The following is a 22,574-nucleotide window of genomic DNA, read 5'->3' as shown; positions in this document are numbered from 1 at the left end:
TAGTTATGAAATTTAATAGATTAAAGCTTTATTTATTATCATTAGTTGGATTCTCTCAGATTTCCTTTGCCCAAAATCCGATCATCCAGACCAAATATACGGCAGATCCTGCACCAATGGTATATAAGGATACGGTATATCTTTATACAAGCCATGATGAGGACGATGCATTCGGTTTCAAAATGAAAGACTGGCTACTCTATACATCAACAGATATGGTCAACTGGACAGATCACGGCGTGGTGGCTTCCCTCAAAGATTTCAAATGGGTGAATACAGACAACGGAGCCTGGGCGCCACAATGCATCGAGCGAAATGGTAAATTTTATCTCTATTGTCCCATGCCAAACAATATGGGAATCGGAGTTTTGGTGGCGGATAGCCCGTACGGTCCTTTCACGGATCCGATAGGCAAACCATTGATCAAAAATTCTTTGGATGATATAGATCCTACGGTTTTTATTGATGGTGACGGACAAGCGTATCTCTATTGGGGAAATCCGAATCTTTGGTATGTAAAACTGAACGAAGATATGATTTCTCTCGCAGGACCAATCACCAAAGATGCTTCTTTTGCAAAAGAAAAAGACAAACCAGATCCTTTTCATTATCAGGAAGGGCCTTGGGCGTGGAAGCGAAACGGAATTTACTATATGGCTTATGCTTCCAAATGTTGTCCCGAAGGGATTGGCTACGCTATGGCAAAATCGCCAACGGGACCCTGGACTTATGGCGGCGTCATTATGGAGGGCGACTCAAGATCAAGCGGAAATCATCCCGGAATTATCGATTTTAAGGGAAAATCTTATGTTTTTGGTTTCAATTATAATATCATGAAACAGACCATGAGCAAACATTACGAACGTCGCTCTGTTAGTGTTACAGAATTGACCTACAACCCGGACGGAACGATCCAGAAATTGCCTTTTTGGACTTCAGAAGGTGCCAAAAGAGTGGGAACAATCAATCCATATCAAAAGGTGGAAGCAGAAACTATCGCTTACAGCGAAGGCCTCAAGACCGAAATGGTCACCGAATGGGAGCGCAATCAGCCTTATAACAGAGGGAAGAAAATCAAAGATCGTGTTATTGTAACCTCGATTAATAATGGAGATTATCTCAAAGTACAAGGTGTTGATTTTTCTAAAGGTGTAAAATCTCTGGATGTGAATGTGGCTTCTCTCTATGGTGGGAAAATCGAAGTGCGGACGGATGCTCTTGATGGGCCTTTGTTGGGTACTGTTGAGGTAACCGGGAAAGCTGAGGGCGATCTTTATAAAATCATCAACACACCGATGAAAAGTATCAAAGGTGTTCACGATTTGTATTTTGTTTTTAAAGGAGAAAAAGATCTTTTCTTTTTCGATTGGTGGAAATTTAATTAAAAGTTATAAAAAATGTTGAAGCAAAAAATTTTAGTAATCGGAGCAGCTTTGTTGCTTTCCGGAAATATAGCCAAGGCACAATCAACGGTCTGGCTGGATCAGCTTGATTTGAGTGTTGCCACGCAAGGACACGGCAAACCTGGCATCAATACATCGGTAGATGGGAAACCATTGACTATTGCCGGAGAGGTTTTCAAAAGAGGATTTGGTACGCATGCTGAAAGTTCAATCCTTATCAAACTCAATGGTAAGGTAAAGAATTTTTCTGCTTTGGTGGGCATTGATGATGAAATCAAAGGTCAGAACCCTGCCGCCGAATTCGAAATCTATGGTGATAATAAGAAGCTATGGTCTAGCGGCGTAATGAAATTGGGTGATAAGGCGAAACCTGTTAATATTTCTTTACAAGGTGTTAATCAGTTAGAATTGGTGGTTACCGATGGCGGAAATGGGCCCTATTACGATCATGCCAATTGGGTGAATGCCAAATTTGAGACGGCTGACGGTGCAAAACTGGTTACTTTTAACCCGATTGCTTCGGAACCTTATATTTTAACGCCAAAACCCGGCCCAAAACCGAAAATAAATTCGGCAACGGTCTATGGTGTTCGTCCCGGTTCACCTTTCCTTTTCAGAGTGGCGGCTTCAGGAGAAAGACCGATGACTTTTTCGGCAAAAAATCTTCCTCAAGGTTTAACAATTGATGCTCAAACAGGCATTATCACCGGAAATATCAATACAAAAGGAACATACGAAGTGGTTTTGTCGGCTAAAAATGCCAAGGGGTCGGTTTCTAAAAAATTAAAAATCGAAAGTGGAGATAAAATTGCCTTGACACCTACAATGGGCTGGAATAGCTGGAATGCCTTCGGACACGAGGTTTCTGCCGATAAAGTGAAGCGTGCAGCTGATGCTTTGGTGAAATCTGGTTTGGTAAATCACGGGTGGAATTATATTAATATTGATGATTCCTGGCAATTTAACAGAGACGGAAAAGACCCATCGTATCAAGGAAAAATGCGTGATGAAAATGGATACATTCTCACCAATTCAAAATTCCCGGATATGAAGGGGCTTACCGATTATTTTCATTCATTAGGACTTAAAGCGGGGATTTATTCTTCTCCCGGACCTTGGACCTGTGGCGGTTGTGCCGGGAGTTACGGCTACGAAAAGCAGGACGCGGAAAGCTATGCCAAATGGGGCTTCGATTATCTGAAATACGATTGGTGCAGCTACGGCGGCGTGTTGGATGGACTTCCGTATAATGATGCCAACAAAGTGTCTTCACTCAATTTCTCAGGTGGGGGCGATTTGGATAAAGGGGTGAAACCTTTCAAATTGATGGGCGATTTACTTAAAAATCAACCAAGAGATATCGTTTATAACCTTTGCCAGTACGGGATGGGCGATGTTTGGAAATGGGGCGATAATGCCAATGCAGAATCTTGGCGCACCACCAATGATATTACCGATACTTGGGCAAGCGTAAAAAACATCGCTTTGGCTCAGGACAAAGCGGCTCCTTACGCCAAACCAGGCAACTGGAACGACCCGGATATGCTCGTAGTTGGCGTTGTAGGTTGGGGGAATCCGCATCAGAGCAAGCTAAAACCAGATGAGCAATACCTGCACATCAGTCTTTGGAGTATTTTTTCTGCACCGCTACTCATTGGTTGCGATCTAGAAAAGCTGGATGATTTTACCCTAAATCTTTTAACCAATGATGAGGTTATTGCCGTAAATCAGGATGCTTTAGGTAAACAAGGTGTTGTAAAACAAAGCATTGGAGAATTCAGAATCTATGTAAAGGATTTGGAAGATGGTAGCAAAGCGGTTGCTTTTGCCAATTTCGGAAGGGAGAAAGTTAATATGTCTTACAAGGATTTTAAACAATTGGGCATCTCCGGCAAGCAAACGGTTAGAGACCTTTGGAGACAGAAAGACATCGCCAAAATCAATACATCCAACCAGTCTTTGGCATTAGATATTCCGGCGCACGGCGTGGCTTATTACAAATTTATCTCAACAAAATAGTATGATTCAACTAAAGTCTAAATATATCACCGTCTCATTACTGTTAATAGGTATGGGTATTTGCGCCCAAAACCCTGTCATTCAGACCCATTTTACGCCAGATCCTGCACCGATGGTTTATAAGGACAAAATGTATGTCTATACAGGTGATGATCAAAATGGTTTTGATTTTTATACGATGACCAAATGGCGTGTTTTTTCGTCCAACGATATGGTGAATTGGACGGATCACGGTTCACCAATTTCTTTAGAGTCTTTTAGTTGGGCTCGCGACAGAGCCTGGGCAGCACAATGTGTGGAAAGAAATGGTAAATTTTATTGGTATATCTGTGTTCAGACGGTGGACAATAATTTGGCGGTTGGTGTTGCAGTATCAGACAGCCCAACCGGGCCTTTTAAAGATGCGTTAGGAAAACCTTTGGTAACAACAGGGACTTGGGATAATATCGACCCCACGGTTTTTATTGATGATGACGTACAGGCCTATCTTTACTGGGGAAACAGCAAATTATTTTATGTGAAGCTCAACAAAGATATGGTTTCTTACGAAGGGAAAATTACGGAAATTCCGCAATCGGTAGAAGCTTTTGGAGGCCTTAGAGTTCCTGCTAAAAGTGATCAGGTTTTACAAAAGCAAGAGCAATATAAAGATGTTTATGTGGAAGGACCTTGGCTTTACAAGCGTAACAAGCAATATTATATGATGTATGCCGGGATGACAGGAAGAAGTGAAAGTCTTTCTTATTCCACCAGCAATTCTCCAACAGGTCCGTGGAAATATCAAGGAAAAATAATGACCGATCAACCTACCAACAGCTTTACCAATCACGGTGGGATTGTCGATTTCCGAGGTAAATCCTATCTGTTCTATCACACCGGATTATTGCCGGGTGCAGGAAGTTATGGCAGGTCAACCGCTATAGAAGAATTCAAATACAATGCGGACGGCAGCATCCCGAATATTTTGATGACAAAAGAAGGCGTCAATCCTATTGCAACGCTCAATCCGTATCAAAAAAATGAGGCAGAGACCATTGCGTGGTCAGAGAAGTGCAGTACTTCAGAAAACAAAAAAAATGGCGTTTATGTTTCTGAAATCAGAACGGGTGGCTACATCAAAGTCCGTTCTGTAGATTTCGGAACCAAAGGAGCTTCGGAATTTTCGGCTTCCGTGGCAGCAGGTTTAGATGGAGGAATTTTGGAGGTGAGATTGGATCAATTAGACGGAAACAAAATTGCTGAGATAGAAATACCGAGAACAGGAGGCTGGGAAGAATTTAAAACTTTGACTTCTAAAATCTCAGAATCGGTTTCGGGTGTTCATGATGTGTATTTTGTTTTCAAAGGGAAAAATATTTCTGCAGGACGTAAGCTGTTCAACTTTGACTACTGGAGTTTTAAGAAAAAGTAAATTAATGAAAATAATGGGATGAAAATTCCCCTCCTTTGGAGGGGTATCAAAAATTCAGAGAATTTTTGACGGGGTGGTTCATAAGGACAGAAAATAACCATAATAATTACAAAGTTTTCAACCATAGAAAAAACAACAATCCTTTGTGTGCACTCAGTGTTCACAATCAAAAAAATAAATATGAAAAAAACAGTAAAAGCGATACTTGGTCTTTGTTTGATAGGATGCTCGGGAGTAGCTTTGGCTCAAAATCCGATTATCCAGACCAATTATACCGCCGATCCGGCACCGATGGTTTACAATGGCAGATTGTACGTTTATACCACGCACGACGAAGACGACTCTACCTGGTTTGTGATGAATGACTGGAAAGTCTATTCCACAGACGATATGGTCAACTGGACAGACCACGGAAGTATCTTGAGTTACAAAGATTTTGATTGGGCAAAACGCGACGCCTGGGCAGCACAGACCATCGAAAGAAACGGAAAGTTTTTTATGTACGTGCCAATGTGGTCCAAAACCAATAACAAAGGCGCTATTGGCGTTGCCGTGAGCGACAGTCCTTTTGGACCCTTCCACGATCCGCTTGGGAAACCTTTGGTACAAAGCGAATGGGGCGATATAGATCCTACTGTTTTTATGGATGACGATGGGCAAGCCTATATGTACTGGGGAAACCCGAAACTCAAAATGGTTAAACTGAATGAAGATATGATTTCCTATTCGGGCGATATCGTTGAGGTTCCGATGACTGTAGAATCTTTCGGCAAGAGAGATGGAAAAGAAAATCCGGAAAGACCAACAAAATACGAAGAAGGTCCTTGGCTATACAAAAGAAAAGATTTGTATTACCTATTCTGGCCTGGCGGGCCACTGCCGGAATTTATCGGATATTCTACCAGCAAAAGTCCGATGGGACCTTGGAAATATGGTGGAATCGTTATGCCGACAGAAGGAAAATCGTTCACCAATCACCCGGGTATTGTAGATTATAAAGGAAAAACCTATTTCTTCTATCATAACGGAGCTTTGCCGGGTGGCAGCGGTTTTACAAGATCGGTAAGCGTAGAAGAGCTTAATTTCAACAAAGATGGCTCTATCACGCCATTCAAAATGTCCAAAGGCATTACAAAAGCGCTAAGTACAACTAATCCGTATTCATTTAATCAGGCAGAGACGATCGCTTGGTCAGAGAACATCAAATCTTATCAGAACAAAGAGACTGGTGTTTTTGTAAAAGCGAAAAAAAGCGGCGCTTACACAAGTGTGAAAAGTGTTGATTTTGGGAAAAAAGGTCCTGCAAGTTTTTCGGCCAGAGTAGGGACGACACACAACAGCGATGTGACGATGGATGTGCGTTTGGACAGTGTTTCAGGTCCCATTGTAGCAACGTTAAAAGTTCCGTTGACTGGTGGCGATGACCGTTGGGAAACCGTAAAAGCAGAACTTAAGGAAAAAATTACAGGTGTACACGATGTTTATTTCGTGTTCAACGGTAAGGCAGAAAAAGATATAATGTATTTTGATTATTGGACCTTTTTAGAAAATAAATAAAGATGAGAAAATTAGGATTTTACATTTCGATTTTAGTTTGCTCTGTCCTTGGTAACTCCGTTTTTGCGCAGGTTGCACAGGCAGAAAGTCCGGACGGAAAATTAAGACTTAATGTCTTTTCAGAAAACGGAAAAGCATTGTATAATGTGGTTTATGAAGGCAAAACAATGCTTGATAAATCGCCGTTGGGATTGGTAACCAATGAGTCTGATTTTTCTGACCACCTGAAATTTGTGGATAGCAAAAAAGACAAATTTTCTAAAAAATACAGCAACGAGAAAATCAAAAAATCAGCAATAGATTACGAAGCCAATACACTGCTTGTTAACTTTACCAATGCCAATCAAAATAGCATTGGGATAGAGTTTCGGCTAAGTAACAATAACCTGGCATTCCGCTATCAGATTGCCCCGATGAAAGAAAGATTGAGTGCCGTTGTAGAGAAAGAAGTTACGGGTTATAGATTTCCTTCTCAGACAACTACTTTTCTCTCTCCGATGATGAAGCCGATGACAGGTTTTGCCAGAACCGCGCCCAGCTACGAAAGTGGTTACGAAGCCGATGCTGCACTTGGCAAAAAAGCTGAGTATGGTTATGTTTTTCCGGGATTGTTCCGTGTTGGGAATGATGGCTGGATTTTACTTTCAGAGACCGGCGTAGATTCACATTATGTCGCTTCTCATCTGGATACCACTTCAGAAAAAAATCTCTACCAAGTGGCTTTCCCCAATGCTGCTGAGAATAATGGTTTTGGCAGTACAGGTGCAGCTATTTCACTTCCTTCAGAGACACCTTGGCGAACCATCACGGTAGGAAGTTCGCTAAAACCGATTGTAGAAACTACCATTCCGTTTGATGTGGTAGCGCCATTGTACGAGCCATCACAGAAATATGAATTCGGGAAATCGACTTGGAGTTGGATTCTTTGGCAGGATGAAAGTATGAATGAAAAAGACCAAAAAACGTTTATCGATTTGGCTTCTTCCCTCAACTATCAATTTATTTTGATTGATGCACTTTGGGACAAAAATATTGGCAAAGCCAGAATGAAAGAGCTGATTGATTATGCCAAATTCAAAAATGTTGATGTCTTGCTTTGGTACAATTCTAACGGTGCGGCTAATGATGCGCCAATGGGACCTCGAAACAAAATGAGCTCTGCCATAGAACGCAAAAAAGAAATGAAATGGCTGAAAGAAGTCGGCGTAAAAGGTCTTAAAGTTGATTTTTTTGGAGGAGACAAGCAAGAAACGATGAAGTTGTACGAAGATATTCTTTCCGATGCCAATGATTTTGGACTTGCCATCATTTTCCACGGGGCAACTTTGCCGAGAGGCTGGGAAGTCATGTTCCCGAATTATGCCGGTAGCGAAGCGGTTTTAGCGTCAGAAATGTTATATTTTTCCGAAGGCATTCGCAAGCAAGAAGCCTTTTTCGCAACGCTTCATCCATTCATCAGAAACACGGTCGGAAGTATGGAGTTTGGCGGAACTTTTCTCAATAAATATTTAACCAAATCCAACAAAGATAAAAATCAACGATTGACGACGGATGCGTTTCAGTTGGCGACAGCGGTGTTGTTCCAAAACCCGATTCAGATGTTTGGCGTGATGCCGAATAATCTAACGGATGCTCCCAAATTTCAGCTCGATTTTATGAAAATCGTTCCTACGCTTTGGGACGACACGCAGTTTATTGATGGTTATCCTGGCAAATATTCGGTGGTGGCCCGCAGACATCAAAACCAATGGTATGTTGCCGGGGTGAATGCCGAGAAGACCGTTAAAAAACTCAAACTAAATCTCCCAATGATGGCAGGACAAACCGTAAAACTCATCAATGATGATGCAAAAGGGAACTCCTCAGAAAAAGAAGTGAAAGTCAATGCGAAAGGCGATTTCAACGTTGATATCCAACCAAATGGAGGATTTGTGCTAAGAAATTAAGGCTGAAATTTGGGCAGCTTAGAACTTCGTTCGTAAACTTCGATAAAAGCCTTCGCTTTTTTCTCATTTATGCCTTCCGCTCCCGCTTTTTTGCCTACGCTTTGCTTCGGCAAAAAGAGCTCCGCTCAAGTCGGGCTGCGAGCAATTCAACGCAACCAAAAAAAACGAAGGCTTCTATATCCAAACCTCATAGGTTTCAAAAACCTATGAGGTTTCCAATGAGGTTTCCAAAAATTAAAAACTAAAGAATCTGCCGGATTCATATCAATAGCTGTAGGTGCAACCTATGGAAAACTTTGGAAATTAAAATTTTATATCCAAACCTCATAGGTTTCAAAAACCTATGAGGTTTCCAAAAATTTAAACTTAAAGAATCCGTAGGATTTAATATCAATAACCGCAGGTAAAACCTATGAGGTTTCCATCAAATTAAAATAAAGATTATGAACTATTTTAAACTGTTTTTTCTCGTCACTGTATTCGGATTTTGTTTAAATATAAATGCGACAGAGCCATTCATCAATACTGCAAAATCTTCTGAAAATATAGTTCTGAAAGAGAAAAATTCCAATCTTTCAATTTTCACCAATCCGGGAATCGATAACGGTATTTTAAGAGCGGTTAAAAATCTCCAGTCCGATTTTCAAAATGTGACGGGCACTCAGCCAAGTCTTGTCAATCAAATTTCTCCACAACAATCGTCAATCATCATTGTAGGGACGGTGGGAACTCAATCTGTCATTGATGGCTTAATCAAACAAAAAAAGATAGACGGAAAATCTCTCGTTGGCAAAAGAGAAAAATTTATTATTCAGAATGTCAGCAATCCATTTCCGGGTGTTTCCGAAGCTGTTGTGATTGCAGGAAGTGATAAGCGGGGAACGATTTACGGCGTTTACGAAATGTCGAAGCAAATCGGAGTTTCGCCCTGGTATTATTGGGCAGATGTTCCGGTGGTCAAAAATGAAAATCTATATTTCAAAAAAGGAATTTATACCGATGGAGAGCCGGCTGTAGAATACCGCGGCATTTTCCTGAATGATGAGGAGCCTTCTCTCGGCGGTTGGGCAAGAGCCACATTTGGCGGATTTAATTCTAAATTTTATGAGAAGGTTTTTGAACTGATTTTAAGATTGAAAGGCAATTATGTCTGGCCGGCGATGTGGGGAAGTGCGTTTTATGATGACGATCTTCAAAACGGTGTTTTAGCCAACGAAATGGGAATCGTAATGGGAACCTCGCATCACGAGCCAATGGCTTTGGCACAGCAGGATTGGCGCAGGTATATCAAAAAAAATAACCTGCCGAATGTTTGGGATTATGCCAAAAATAAAAAGGTCTTGGATGAATTTTGGAAAAGCGGGATAGAGCGTTCTAAAAGTTGGGAAAAACTGGTAACAGTCGGGATGCGTGGCGATGGAGATGAAGCAATGGAAGAAGGAACCAATATTTCGCTTTTGGAAGGCATTGTGAAAAATCAACGCCGGATTATCGAAAATGTTACAGGCAAAAAAGCAGAGAAAACACCGCAGGTTTGGGCTTTGTACAAAGAAGTTCAGGATTATTATGACAAAGGGATGAAGGTTCCGGATGATGTTACCTTGCTGTTCTGCGATGACAATTGGGGAAATGTCAGAAAACTTCCGGATTTATCAAAACCTTTGCACAAAGGCGGTTATGGGATGTATTATCATTTCGATTATGTTGGCGGACCGAGAAACTCGAAGTGGATTAACATCAGTCCAATCCAGAGAATTTGGGAGCAAATGAGCCTGACTTATGAACATAAAGTTGATAAAGTATGGATCGTTAACGTCGGCGATTTGAAACCAATGGAATTCCCCATCAGTTTTTTTCTCGATATGGCTTGGAATCCAAAACAATTCAATTCTCAAAACCTTTTGGAGTACACCGAAAAATGGGCAGCCCAGCAGTTTGGTAAAACCTATTCCAAAGACATTGCAAGAATGATTAATTTGTATACCAAATATAACAGAAGGGTTACTGCAGAAATGCTGAACAGCAAGACATTTAGCGATAATTACAATGAATTTGAAAGGGTTTTGAATGAATATCGTGCCTTGAATGTGGATGCACAGAGATTATATCAACAGATCCCGACGGAATATAAAGATGCTTATTTCCAACTTGTGTTGTATCCGATTGATGCGATGAGCAATCTGTACGATATGTATTATGCACAGGCTCAGAACGTAAAATTAGCTTCAGAAAAAAATCCCGAAGCCAATGCTTTTGCAGACCGCGTGAAAAAGGATTTTGAATACGATGTGTATTTATCTGATTTTTATAACAACAAAATTTCTGATGGAAAGTGGAAACATATGATGGATCAGACACATATTGGCTACACCTATTGGCAACAACCTGATAAAAATGTAATGCCAGCCGTAACTTATGTAGAAGACAATGCAAGGCTTAAAACCAAGGTCTTTCAGGAGAAAGATGGCTATATTTCTATCGAGGCAGAAGATTTTGCAAGACAAAATAACTCAGACCGAATCCATTGGGAAGTGATTCCTGATTTTGGAAAAACCAAATCTGGGGTAAGCACTTTTCCTCAGAATGCATATCCGAAATCAGACGAAAATATCTATCTGGAATATGATGTTAATTTTGAGTCCAAAGGTGAGTTTGAAGTTCAGTTATTCTTGGCTCCAACCCTCAATTTTAATCATAACAAAGGTTTGCGATATGAGATTTCTTTTGATGGAGAGACGCCACAAATCATCAATTTCAATGGGCATTACAAAGGCGAATTGGGACAATGGCAGGCCGAGCATATTATTAAATCCGTAACGAAGCATCAGATTTTAAATCCGGGAAAACACAGTCTGCGTTTCCGGGTTTTGGAACCTGGGATTGTTTTAGAAAAAATACTGATTAATACAGGTGGTTTAAAACCAAGTTATCTGGGAGCGCCGGAGAGTAATTATTAAAACCAAGCATTTCAAAACCATCAGATTTTCTGGTGGTTTTTTTATTTTTCAATTTATTAAGTGTAATTTAAACATTTATTAAAATAGAATAGTATATTTGTTATTATACATTTCTAAAAAAATACAAGACCAATGGCATCCATAATAAACAAACTTTCTATCGCAGCATTTTGCCTGAATGTTACATTTTTGTCAGCGCAGAGCGGAAAAGTAAAAACACACGTTCTTGATTTGGATGGTAAATCCACCAATATCAAAATCCAGCCGACAATGTATGGCGTTTTCTTCGAAGATATCAATCAGGCTGCTGATGGCGGCGTATATGCGGAGCTGATTAAGAACCGCTCATTCGAGTTTAATGAGCCTCTGATGGGTTGGAGTCAGCCTAAGACGCAGACACTTTCTGAGAACAAAGATTCAGGTTACATCAATATCATTTCTGATTATCAAAAATCAAATCGAAATTATGCAAGAATCACGGTTCTCAACGATAAAAACTATGAACTTTGGAACGAAGGCTTCCGCGGAATAGGTCTTAAAAAAGGAGAAAAATACGATTTCAGTTTTCAGTTAGAAAATGTTTCGGGTGACATTTCCGCCGTTAATGCCGTGTGGCTAGACGAAAATGGGAAAGAAATCCTCACAACCTCAGTCCCTCTAAAATCCAAAGGCTGGAACAATTATGAGGTGAGCATCACGCCCAATAGTACGGTACAAAAAGCCAAGCTCAAACTTACTTTTTCAGGGGTTGGCGTTGTAAATATGGATATGATTTCTCTATTTCCGCAGGATACCTGGAAGGGCAGGAAGAAAGGCCTCAAAAAAGATTTGGTGCAGAAATTAGCCGATTTAAAACCTGGTTTTGTCCGTTTTCCCGGAGGCTGTCTTGTAGAAGGGAGAACTTTGGCAGAACGTTACCAATGGAAGAAAACCATTGGGAATTTTGCCGATAGAGAATATCTGATTAACAAATGGAACAATGGATTTGCCCACCGTTTAACGCCAGACTATTACCAATCTTTTGGTCTCGGTTTTTTCGAATATTTTCAGCTGGCAGAGGATTTTGGGGCAGAGGCATTGCCTATTCTGAGTTGTGGCATGGCGTGTCAGTTCAATACCGGCGAATTGGTGCCAATGGGCGAGCTTAATCCTTACATTCAGGATGCTTTGGATTTAATCGAGTTTGCCAACGGAAGCGTTAATTCAACTTGGGGAAAAAAACGTGCAGAGATGGGACATCCAAAGCCTTTTAATCTAAAATATATCGGCATAGGGAACGAGCAGTGGGGGCCAGATTATATCAAGCGGCATTTGGCCTTCGAGAAAGCAATAAAAGCCAAATATCCGGACATCAAAATTATCGCAACCAGCGGACCTTCTCCTGATGGAGAATATTTTGAGTATGGTTGGCAAGAACTCAAAAAACATAAAGCCGAATTGGTAGATGAGCATTATTATAACTCACCGGATTGGTTTTTCAAAAATGCGAACCGTTATGATTCTTATGACCGAAAAGGACCTAAAGTTTTTGCCGGTGAATATGCAGCACAAAGTGTAAAAGTGGTAAGCCCGGATAATAAAAATAATTGGTTAACAGCCTTATCAGAAGCAGCTTTTATGACAGGTTTGGAGCGCAATGCCGAAGTGGTGACGATGACTTCTTATGCGCCGCTTTTTGCACACGCCGATGGTTGGCAGTGGACGCCGGATTTAATTTGGTTTAATAATCTGGAATCTTACGGAACGCCCAATTATTATGTCCAAAAATTATACGGTAACAATGCAGGTACCGACCTTCTGAAAATTACGGAGAACGCAAAACCTGTTTCGGGGCAATCGGATTTGTTTGCATCAGCAGTTGAGGATAAAAAAAGTAAAAAAATTATCATCAAAATCGTGAATGCGGCACAAGAAAATATGCAAGTAAAACTCAAGCCAAAATCAATTAAATTAAGCGATTCTGCGGAGCAAATTCTTTTGACCAGTCCCGACTTAAAGTCAGAAAATAATTTTGATAAAGAAATCATCAAACCTCAATCTTCTGTTCTGAAGTTAAAAAAAGGAGATATTTCTGTCGATATTCCGGCCAATTCTTTTGTTATTTTAAAGTTCGATTCTCTCTAGATAAGCATCAGTAAAGCGTTTTTTAAAATTAAGTGTAAATATTACATTTATTTAAAATAGAATCTTATATTTGTTTTATCTCTGATTTAAAATCTAATAGTAAACGGTGACTACACTTTACAATGCTGTTAGATTTTAATTTAATATCAGGATAAAATCCCATCGAAGGATTTATTTAAACAATTCATCAAAAATTAATTATCCACATTAATGAAAAAATATGTTATAGGCTTAGATTATGGGACAGATTCTGTTCGTGCCGTTCTCATCGATACCGAAAATGGAGGAGAACTGGCAACTTCTGTCAGCTATTACCAAAGATGGAAAGAAGGAAAATACTGCAAACCCGAAGTTAACCAGTTTCGCCAACATCCGCTAGACCATATCGAAGGTTTAGAAAAAACCATTTCGGCTGTGGTTAAAGAAAGTGGCGTTGCGCCAGAAGAAATTGTCAGTATTTGTATCGATACAACTGGCTCGTCACCATTACCTGTAAATCGAGAAGGTATTGCGCTCTCTCTCTTGCCTGATTTTGCGGAGAATCCCAACGCGATGATGGTACTTTGGAAAGACCATACATCAATTGCCGAAGCTGAAGAAATCAATACATTGGCAAGAACTTGGGGTGGCGAAGATTACACCAGATTTGAAGGAGGAATCTATTCTTCCGAATGGTTTTGGGCAAAAATTCTGCATATCAACAGAGAAGATGAGGTAATAAAAAATGTAGCGTACAGCTGGATGGAGCATTGCGATTACCTCAGCTATTTACTTTCTGATCATCAGGATTTGGCGACCTTCAAAAGAAGCCGTTGTGCTGCCGGGCACAAAGCAATGTGGCACGAGTCGTGGGGCGGACTTCCTTCCAAAGATTTCCTCGCGCAGCTCGACGGGTCTTTAGCAGAACTTCGTGATAGATTATACGATAAAACTTATACTTCTGATGAAATTGCCGGAAACCTCAATGCCGAATGGGCTGCAAAATTAGGATTAACAACCAGCACAGTAATTGCCGTGGGAACTTTCGATGCACATTCCGGTGCGGTAGGCGCAAAAGTGGAGGAAAATACCCTTATCAGAATAATGGGAACGTCCACCTGCGATATTATGGTGGCGCCTAACGAAATTATTGGTGACAAAACCGTCAGAGGAATCTGCGGACAGGTTGATGGTTCCGTGATTCCGGGATTGATGGGATTAGAAGCCGGACAATCGGCTTTTGGTGATGTTCTGGCATGGTTCAAAGATATTTTGACTTGGCCAACATATCAAATTTTGATGAAGTCTATGGCCATCGATGACCGCCAAAAACAATTACTGAAAGAGGAAATAGAAAATAATCTGATTCGTGATCTGACGGCAGAAGCTGAAAAGATTCCGTTTTCCGAAGCTGTACCAATGGCTCTGGATTGGATAAACGGACGTAGAACACCCGACGCCAATCAGGAACTGAAAATGGCAATGAGCAACCTTAGTTTAGGCACAAAAGCGCCACATATTTTCAAAGCCCTGGTCAATGCCATTTGCTTCGGTTCAAAAAAGATCGTTGACCGTTTCGAGGACGAAGGCGTTAAAATCGACAAAGTTATCGGTATTGGTGGTGTGGCGAGAAAGTCGCCGTTCATTATGCAGACGTTGGCAAATGTGCTAAACAGGCCGATTGTGGTCGCAGAATCCGACCAGGCGCCGGCGTTGGGAGCAGCCGTGTATGCAGCGGTGGCAGCCGGTATTTATCCTACCGTTCAGGAAGCCAGCCAGAAAATGGGCTCCGATTTCGAGGCCGAATATTTCCCGCAGGCAGAGAAAGTGGAGAAGTATGCAGAATTGATGAAGCAGTATCAGATGCTTGCGGATTTTACAGAAAACAATATCAAAGCCAAGAAAAAATTGTGAGATCCAGCAAACCTAGGTTTTTAGAACTTACCAAACCTTCAAGGTTTTTAAAACCTTGAAGGTTTAGGAAAATCGAAAAAAAAACTTTGCGCGATTCGCATTTAAAAAATTAATAAAAATGAGCATCTATAAAGAACTAAAAAGAGAATGTTACGAAGCCAATATGCAATTGGATACGCTGAAATTGGTCGTCTACACCTTCGGAAACGTCAGTGCTGTTGACCGGGAAAAAGGGATTTTCGCCATCAAGCCAAGCGGTGTTCCTTATGAACTTTTAAAGCCGGAAGACATCGTGATTTTGGATTATGATGCCAATGTGGTAGAAGGAAATCTAAGACCGTCATCCGATACCAAAACCCACGCCTACCTGTATAAAAACTGGGAAAACATAGGCGGGATTTCTCATACGCACGCTATATATTCGGTGGCGTGGGCACAGGCACAGCTGGATATTCCGATTTTTGGAACCACACATGCCGATCATTTAACCTCAGACATCCCGTGTGCACCGCCAATGCGGGACGACTTAATCGAAGGCAATTACGAATACAACACCGGAATCCAGATTCTGGATTGCTTCAAGGACAAAGAATTGTCTTATGAAGAAGTAGAAATGGTTTTGATAGGCAACCACGGACCATTCACTTGGGGGAAAAACGCCGACAAAGCCGTTTATAACAGCAAAGTTTTGGAAACCATTGCAGAAATGGCCTATCTAACGAGACAAATCAACCCAAAAGCACCCCGACTCAAAGATTCATTAATCAAAAAACATTACGAAAGAAAGCACGGTAAAAATGCCTATTACGGACAGTAAGTTCTGTACAATGTACAATGTAAAACGTACAAAGTAAAGTACATTATACAACATACATTGGACTTTTTACAATCCATCAACCATTAACCATTAACTATCAACCAAAAATATGTTAACACCACTCAATACCAAAGAAATCTGGTTCATCACCGGAAGCCAACATTTATACGGACCCGAAACCTTAGCACAAGTTGCCGAGCATTCTGCAAAGATTGTGGAAGCACTTAATGCATCATCACAGATTCCTGTAAAAGTTGTTTTAAAACCGACAGTTAAAACTACGGAAGAAATTTTTGAAACACTTACAGCAGCCAATTTTGCTAAAGAATGTATCGGCATTGTCACCTGGATGCACACTTTTTCACCGGCAAAAATGTGGATTCGTGGACTTTCGGCTTTGCAAAAACCTTTGTTGCACCTGCATACTCAGTTTAACCAAGACATCCCTTGGGCAACGATGGATATGGACTTTATGAATCTTAATCAGGCCGCACACGGCGATCGCGAATTTGGTTTTATGGTAAGTCGTCTTCGCAAAAACCGCAAAGTAGTGGTTGGACATTGGGCAGAAGAACGCGTTCAGAAACAAATTGGAGACTGGAGTAGAGTAGCAGCTGGCTGGGACGATTGGCAAGGTGCAAAATTCGCTCGTTTTGGAGATAATATGAGATTTGTTGCCGTTACAGATGGCGACAAAGTAGAAGCGGAAACCAAATTTGGATTTTCAGTCAATACTTGGGGAATCGGCGACTTGGTTGGCGTGGTTAATTCCATTGGTGAAGGCGAAATTAAAACATTAATAGAAGAATACGAAGCCTCTTATAAAATGGCAGAATCTCTGCTCGCAGGCGGCGCCAACAGAAAATCTCTAGAAGTAGCTGCAAGAATAGAACTTGGTTTGGAGAAATTCTTGGTTGATGGAGGTTTCAAAGGATTTTCTGACACGTTTGAGGACCTTCATGGTCTGGAGCAGCTTCCGGGAATTGCCGTGCAGCGTTTGATGCAAAAAGGCTACGGTTTTGCAGGCGAAGGCGACTGGAAAACTGCTGCGCTGGTTCGTGCCATGAAAACAATGGGACAAGGTCTGGAAGGCGGCAATGCCTTTATGGAAGACTATACGTATCATCTTAATCCGTCTAATCCTTCGATTCTGGGCTCACATATGCTAGAAGTTGACCCTGTTTTGGCGGTGGATAAACCGTCTTGCGAGATTCATCCGTTGGGAATTGGCGGCAAAGCAGATCCTGTGCGTTTGGTGTTTAATTCCAGAGGGAATATCGATTCTCTGAATGCCGCTTTGATGGATTTCGGAAATCATTTCAGATTATTAATCAACAAAACAAAAGCGCTGGAAATTACCGAAGAATTACCAAAACTTCCGGTTGCAAGAGTGCTTTGGAAACCACTTCCGGATCTTTATACAGCTGCAGAAGCGTGGATTTTGGCGGGTGGTGCACATCACACATGCTATAGCGAAAATATCAGCGTAGAACAGTTGGAGGATTTTGCAGAAATCGCGGGCATCGAATCTTTGGTGATTGATGAAGACACAAAAATCCGCAATTTTAAGAACACACTTCGTTGGAATGAAATTTATTATCGTTAATATTATATCTCCGAATAATATCATAATAATTTGGGCAGCTTTTCCGCCCTCCGTTCCCGCTTTTTGTAGTTTTTGCCACGGCTTTTCCACCCAAAAAAACTACAAAAGAGCTCCACTCAGGTCGGGCTGCGACAGATTCGCTGTTTTAAGATGAATTATAAATATGATGATATATTTGTTGTATCGGTAAAATAACTGGATATAAAAAAATTAACCTATGAAAAAAATAAATATCAACCTGCTAATTCTTTTTGCGGTTTTATGTATTTTCGGCTGCAATAAAAAAGAAACTAATCAAAAAACTCAATCAGAACAGATGGAAAACATACAAGTTTCCGATTATGGAGTAACTGCAAAAGGTGATTCCATCAAAAAATATACTTTGACGAATAAAAATGGGATGAAGCTAGAAGTCATCAACTTTGGTGGCATTATCACTTCTCTTACAGCTCCTGATAAAAACGGAAAATATGAAGATGTGGTGTTAGGATATACCAAACCGGAAGATTATTTCAACGGAAATCCTTATTATTTTGGAGCTTTAATCGGCCGTTACGGAAACCGAATTGCGAATGCGAAATTTACTTTAGAAGGTAAATCTTACGATATCGACAAAAATGATGGCCCTAACAGTTTGCATGGTGGCAAAGAAGGCTTTCATACCAAAATTTGGAACATAGAACCCGTTAAAGATGCCAAATTCCCGACTTTGAAGCTGACTTATACCAGTGCTGATGGCGAAGAAGGTTATCCGGGGAAATTAACCACAACGGTTTTCTATACTTTGACGGATGATAATGCTTTAGAAATATCTTACGAAGCAGAAACGGATAAGCCAACGGTGGTTAATCTGACACAACATTCTTATTTCAATCTGTCGGGTAATTTTTCCAAGCCAATTCTTGACCACGAATTACAAATCAATGCCGATAAATTTTTGCCGGTAAACGAGACTTTGATTCCAACAGGCGAACAAAAATTGGTGAAAGGCGGTGCGTTTGATTTTACAACTTCTAAAGCTATTGGGAAAGACATCAATGCGGATGACGACCAGCTGAAAAAAGGCAAAGGCTACGACCATAACTGGATTCTGAGCGGAAGCGGATTGAGAATCATCGCCAAAGTTTATCATCCAGAATCGGGTAGAGTGATGGAAGTTCTCACAGACCAGCCAGGTGTGCAATTTTATTCCGGGAATTTCTTAGACGGAAAATACGATACCAAAACCGGTGGTAAAAACGAACAGAGAACTGGCTTTTGCTTAGAAACTCAGCATTTTCCGGATTCTCCAAATCAAGCTTCTTTCCCTTCTACAGAGCTGAAGCCCGGGCAAAAATATCAGACCAAAACGATTTATAAATTCTCTGTAAAAAAATAATCTATGGGAAATCTTGCGACTATTGATATCATTATATTTCTTGTTTACTTTTTGGTAGTAGCCAGTTACGGAATCTGGATTTATAATAAGAAAAAATCTGCTTCTACAGGCAGTAAAGATTATTTTTTGGCAGAAGGTTCGCTTACCTGGTGGGCAATCGGAGCCAGTTTGATAGCCTCTAACATCTCTGCCGAGCAGTTTATCGGGATGAGTGGCGAAGGCTTTTTCGTAGGTGTGGCGGTGGCTGCTTACGAGTGGATTGCGGCTTTGGCATTAATTATTATTGCGGTTTGGTTTATCCCGATTTATCTCAAAAATAAGATTTACACAATGCCACAGTTTCTGGAGACCCGTTACAACAAATCGGTTTCGTTGATTATGGCGGTGTTTTGGCTGTTTTTGTATGTCATTGTTAATTTAACATCCATTCTGTATCTCGGTGCTTTGGCGATTGATACCTTGTTAGGCGGTGGTCATTTGCATATCATTATGATTGGATTATTGTTGATGGCTTTGTTAATCGGTTTAGGCGGGATGAAAGTAATTGGTTATACTGATGTCATTCAGGTTGCTGTTTTGATTATTGGTGGTTTTGCAACGGTTTATATGGCCTTACAGATTGTCGATCAGAGAATCAATGGTGTGGCTGTAGGAAATGCTTTTGCAGGTTTTCAGACTTTGATGAACGAGGCGCCGGGACATTTCAAGCTAATGTTGGAAAAACCAACCGTAACCACAACAACTTTGGCGATGCCAGAAAATCTTGATGTTCAAAAATATGTTGTTCTACCAGGCTTGGCGATGTATTTTGCCGGACAATGGATAGTGAATCTAAACTATTGGGGTTGCAACCAATACATTACGCAAAGAGCTTTAGGTGCTGATTTAAAAACGGCCAGAACCGGGATTTTATTCGCGGGATTCTTAAAATTGTTTATGCCGATTATCGTAATGCTTCCGGGGATTGCCGCTTATGTTTTATATACCAAAGGACATTTACCAGGTTTTAATGGCGTAAAAGACGGTGCTTATTCTGCAATTTTAGGATTCTTACCAACAGGGCTAAAAGGTCTTGCTGTAGCAGCTTTAACCGCAGCAATTGTAGCCTCTTTGGCAGGGAAAGTCAACAGTATCTCAACAATTTTTACGCTAGATATTTACAAAAAATATTTGAAATCCGATGCTTCAGAAATCCAAATGGTGAGAACAGGACGCTGGGCAATTATCTTGGCGATGCTTATAGCATTAGCTTTTACGTGGACAGATGCCCTTGGGATTGGTGGCGAAGGTGGGTTTACATTTATCCAAAAATACACAGGATTTATCAGCCCGGGCGTTTTTGCCATGTTCCTTTTAGGAATGTTTTGGAAGAGAACAACCGGAACTGCGGCTTTGGTTGGTGTGATTTTGGGCTTTGTACTGGCAATTTTCTTCAATAGTTTTGCTGTTGACATTTTTGGGAAAGAAACTTGGCTTTACACCGCTTTTACCTACGAAAAGCTAGAAAATGGCGTGGTACATACCATTACAGAAATTCCGTTTTTGATTAATATGGGATGGTCTTTCTTCTTCACCGTTTTGGTAATGGTATTGATTAGTCTTTCTGGGCCAAAACTCAATCCAAAAGCATTTGCGATAGACGCTACAATGTTCAAAGTTGATAACAGAACAATGGTGCTAATTGTGATCACTTTACTTTTACTGACAGCGATTTATGTCAGATTTTGGTAAAATTAAATTTTAATGAAAATATAACAGGATTCCGTTTTGGAGTCCTGTTTTTGTTTTACTACGCAATTCGTAATTGTTTCTCTGTAAGAAAAATATCTGTGTAGAAATAACCTTCTATTTTGATGTTAGCAAATAGTTCGTAAATTTAATTTTTATAAAATTTAAAATGAAAATTGCCACTTGGAATATCGAACGGCTTAAAAAGAAAAAGAATCTTGAGGCAGTTATAGAAAATATTCAAAAAATAGATGCAGATATTTTAATTCTCACAGAATTTGATAGCCTTGTGGAATTGCCATTCTATCCATTTAATGTGGAAACAAAACAGCTACCAAAAGAGCCTTATAATTATGCGGAAAGTGAAAGAAGAGTGGCTGTATTTTCTAAATTTCCGATTAAAAATACGTATGAAACTTACGATGCTTTTACTGCTTGCTGCGTAGAAATTGAAACTGATTTAGCAAATGTTATAGTCTACGGAACTATTGTAGGAATTACGGGATATTCTGACAAAAATTTTAAATCTGACCTTCAGAAACAAATTAATGATATCGACAAATTTTCACAGTTGGGTAATTTTTGTTATGCCGGCGATTTAAACACTTCTTTTGCAGATAATTATTATTTTACACATTTTGCCCGGGAAAAATTTATAGAATGTTTTAAAGATAATCACCTGCAAAATATAACGCATCATCTCAAAAATAATATCGACCATATAGTTATCAGTCAATCGCTAATGAACCGATTTGAGATTGAAACTTCGGAGTGGAATACTGACCTGCAATACTCTGACCATAAAGGAGTTTGCATTAATTTAAGTATAAAGTCTATATCTTAAACATAAAACCTTCTGCCAGCTTTTTCTGATATTTTTTCTCGTCGAAACGATATAAGAAAGAGCCTTTTTTGGAGGAGGTCATATCTTTTTCTTCTGTTTTTATGAGAATATCCAGCGCATTGATTTTGCTTGTGAAATTTCGCTTGTCATAGCTTTCATCAAAAATAGCTTCGTACAGATTTTGCAAATCTTTCATCGTGAATTTATCCGTCAATAGCTCAAAACCGATGGGTCGGGTAGAAGCTCTTCGGCGGAGTCTCAAAACGGCATCTTTTACCATTTCATTATGATCGAAAATCAGCTCTGGATGCTCTTTTAGATTATACCATTTGGCACTATATTTCTCATTGATTTGAATGTCTTTTTCGATATTAATCAATGCGTAATACGAAATCGACATAATTCTGGCAGTTGGTTCTCGGTGGATTTCTGTATAAGTATTAAGCTGTTCCAGATAGATGTTTTCTAAACCGGTTAGTGTATTAAGAACACGGTTGGCAGCTTGGTCAGACGTTTCGTTATCATTGATAAAACCTCCCATCAGCGACCATTCTCCCATTTTTGGCTCAAAATTTCTTTGTACCAAAAGAATTTTCAGATTCTCGCCATCGAAACCGAAAATAATGCAGTCTACAGCGACCAAATGACGTGGATAATGAGAATAGTCTTGTTTCATCGTAAATATTTTAGGCAAAGTTAGTGCTTTTATCTATCTATTAATCAATTAAAGAAATTTAAATGTAATTTAAACACTTTATTTTAAAGTTATTTTCAATTTCTTTTTCAATTCAGGCTTTGTACTACTATTTTGGGAGCAATAAAGTTGATGAATCATTAATTTCTATCAATATTTCACATTAAAAATAAATGAATTGAATGTTAAAAATATGT

General features: G+C 40.0%; 14 protein-coding genes. 13 read left to right on the top strand and 1 reads right to left on the bottom strand.

All coding sequences use genetic code 11. From position 1 onward, the window contains the following. Positions 1 to 5: 5 nt before the first annotated feature. The 13 genes from MTP08_RS07030 (at position 6) to MTP08_RS06970 (ending at position 21,683) form a co-directional block, all read left to right on the top strand. Positions 6 to 1,385: a glycoside hydrolase family 43 protein gene (locus MTP08_RS07030; RefSeq protein ID WP_243577674.1), complete on the top strand. Its 1,380-nt coding sequence runs from the start codon at positions 6 to 8 to the stop codon at positions 1,383 to 1,385. A gap of 12 nt (positions 1,386 to 1,397) precedes the next feature. Further along, entirely contained in the window at positions 1,398 to 3,422 is a 2,025-nt protein-coding gene (locus MTP08_RS07025; RefSeq protein WP_243577673.1) for an NPCBM/NEW2 domain-containing protein, read from the top strand. Between the two features lies 1 nt (position 3,423). Then, complete coding sequence (locus MTP08_RS07020; protein WP_243577672.1) at positions 3,424 to 4,833, top strand: glycoside hydrolase family 43 protein; 1,410 nt, start codon at positions 3,424 to 3,426, stop codon at positions 4,831 to 4,833. 180 nt (positions 4,834 to 5,013) lie between these two features. Then, positions 5,014 to 6,390 (top strand): glycoside hydrolase family 43 protein, encoded by a 1,377-nt coding sequence (locus MTP08_RS07015; protein WP_243577671.1) that lies wholly within the window; start codon positions 5,014 to 5,016, stop codon positions 6,388 to 6,390. A 2-nt stretch (positions 6,391 to 6,392) separates the two neighbouring features. Further along, positions 6,393 to 8,336 carry a glycoside hydrolase family 97 protein gene (locus MTP08_RS07010; RefSeq protein WP_243577670.1) on the top strand — a complete coding sequence of 648 codons (1,944 nt, stop codon included), beginning with the start codon at positions 6,393 to 6,395 and terminating at the stop codon, positions 8,334 to 8,336. 443 nt (positions 8,337 to 8,779) lie between these two features. Next, complete coding sequence (locus MTP08_RS07005; RefSeq protein WP_243577669.1) at positions 8,780 to 11,293, top strand: glycosyl hydrolase 115 family protein; 2,514 nt, start codon at positions 8,780 to 8,782, stop codon at positions 11,291 to 11,293. 132 nt (positions 11,294 to 11,425) lie between these two features. Next, complete coding sequence (locus MTP08_RS07000) at positions 11,426 to 13,417, top strand: alpha-L-arabinofuranosidase C-terminal domain-containing protein (protein WP_243577668.1); 1,992 nt, start codon at positions 11,426 to 11,428, stop codon at positions 13,415 to 13,417. 210 nt (positions 13,418 to 13,627) lie between these two features. Continuing rightward, positions 13,628 to 15,310 carry a ribulokinase gene (locus MTP08_RS06995; protein WP_243577667.1) on the top strand — a complete coding sequence of 561 codons (1,683 nt, stop codon included), beginning with the start codon at positions 13,628 to 13,630 and terminating at the stop codon, positions 15,308 to 15,310. A gap of 118 nt (positions 15,311 to 15,428) precedes the next feature. After that, a complete protein-coding gene (locus MTP08_RS06990) occupies positions 15,429 to 16,127 on the top strand; it encodes an L-ribulose-5-phosphate 4-epimerase (protein ID WP_243577666.1) in 699 nt (232 codons plus the stop codon). A 109-nt stretch (positions 16,128 to 16,236) separates the two neighbouring features. Then, a complete protein-coding gene (gene araA, locus MTP08_RS06985) occupies positions 16,237 to 17,733 on the top strand; it encodes an L-arabinose isomerase (RefSeq protein ID WP_243577665.1) in 1,497 nt (498 codons plus the stop codon). A gap of 217 nt (positions 17,734 to 17,950) precedes the next feature. Then, the gene (locus MTP08_RS06980; RefSeq protein ID WP_243577664.1) at positions 17,951 to 19,111 is read left to right on the top strand and encodes an aldose epimerase family protein; all 1,161 of its coding nucleotides are present in this window, start codon (positions 17,951 to 17,953) and stop codon (positions 19,109 to 19,111) included. 3 nt (positions 19,112 to 19,114) lie between these two features. Further along, a complete protein-coding gene (locus tag MTP08_RS06975; protein ID WP_243577663.1) occupies positions 19,115 to 20,842 on the top strand; it encodes a sodium:solute symporter family transporter in 1,728 nt (575 codons plus the stop codon). Between the two features lie 166 nt (positions 20,843 to 21,008). Further along, positions 21,009 to 21,683 (top strand): endonuclease/exonuclease/phosphatase family protein, encoded by a 675-nt coding sequence (locus MTP08_RS06970; protein ID WP_243577662.1) that lies wholly within the window; start codon positions 21,009 to 21,011, stop codon positions 21,681 to 21,683. Here MTP08_RS06970 and MTP08_RS06965 read toward each other — a convergent pair. Further along, positions 21,673 to 22,359, bottom strand: coding sequence for an NUDIX hydrolase (locus MTP08_RS06965; protein ID WP_243577661.1), 687 nt, complete (start codon positions 22,357 to 22,359; stop codon positions 21,673 to 21,675). The genes MTP08_RS06970 and MTP08_RS06965 overlap by 11 nt on opposite strands. Positions 22,360 to 22,574: the final 215 nt, after the last annotated feature.

It is taken from the genome of Chryseobacterium oryzae, assembly GCF_022811665.1.
GTDB classification, from domain to species: domain Bacteria; phylum Bacteroidota; class Bacteroidia; order Flavobacteriales; family Weeksellaceae; genus Chryseobacterium; species Chryseobacterium oryzae.
Note: the sequence above shows the minus strand (reverse complement) of the source record. Positions and strands in the feature narration are given on the sequence as shown.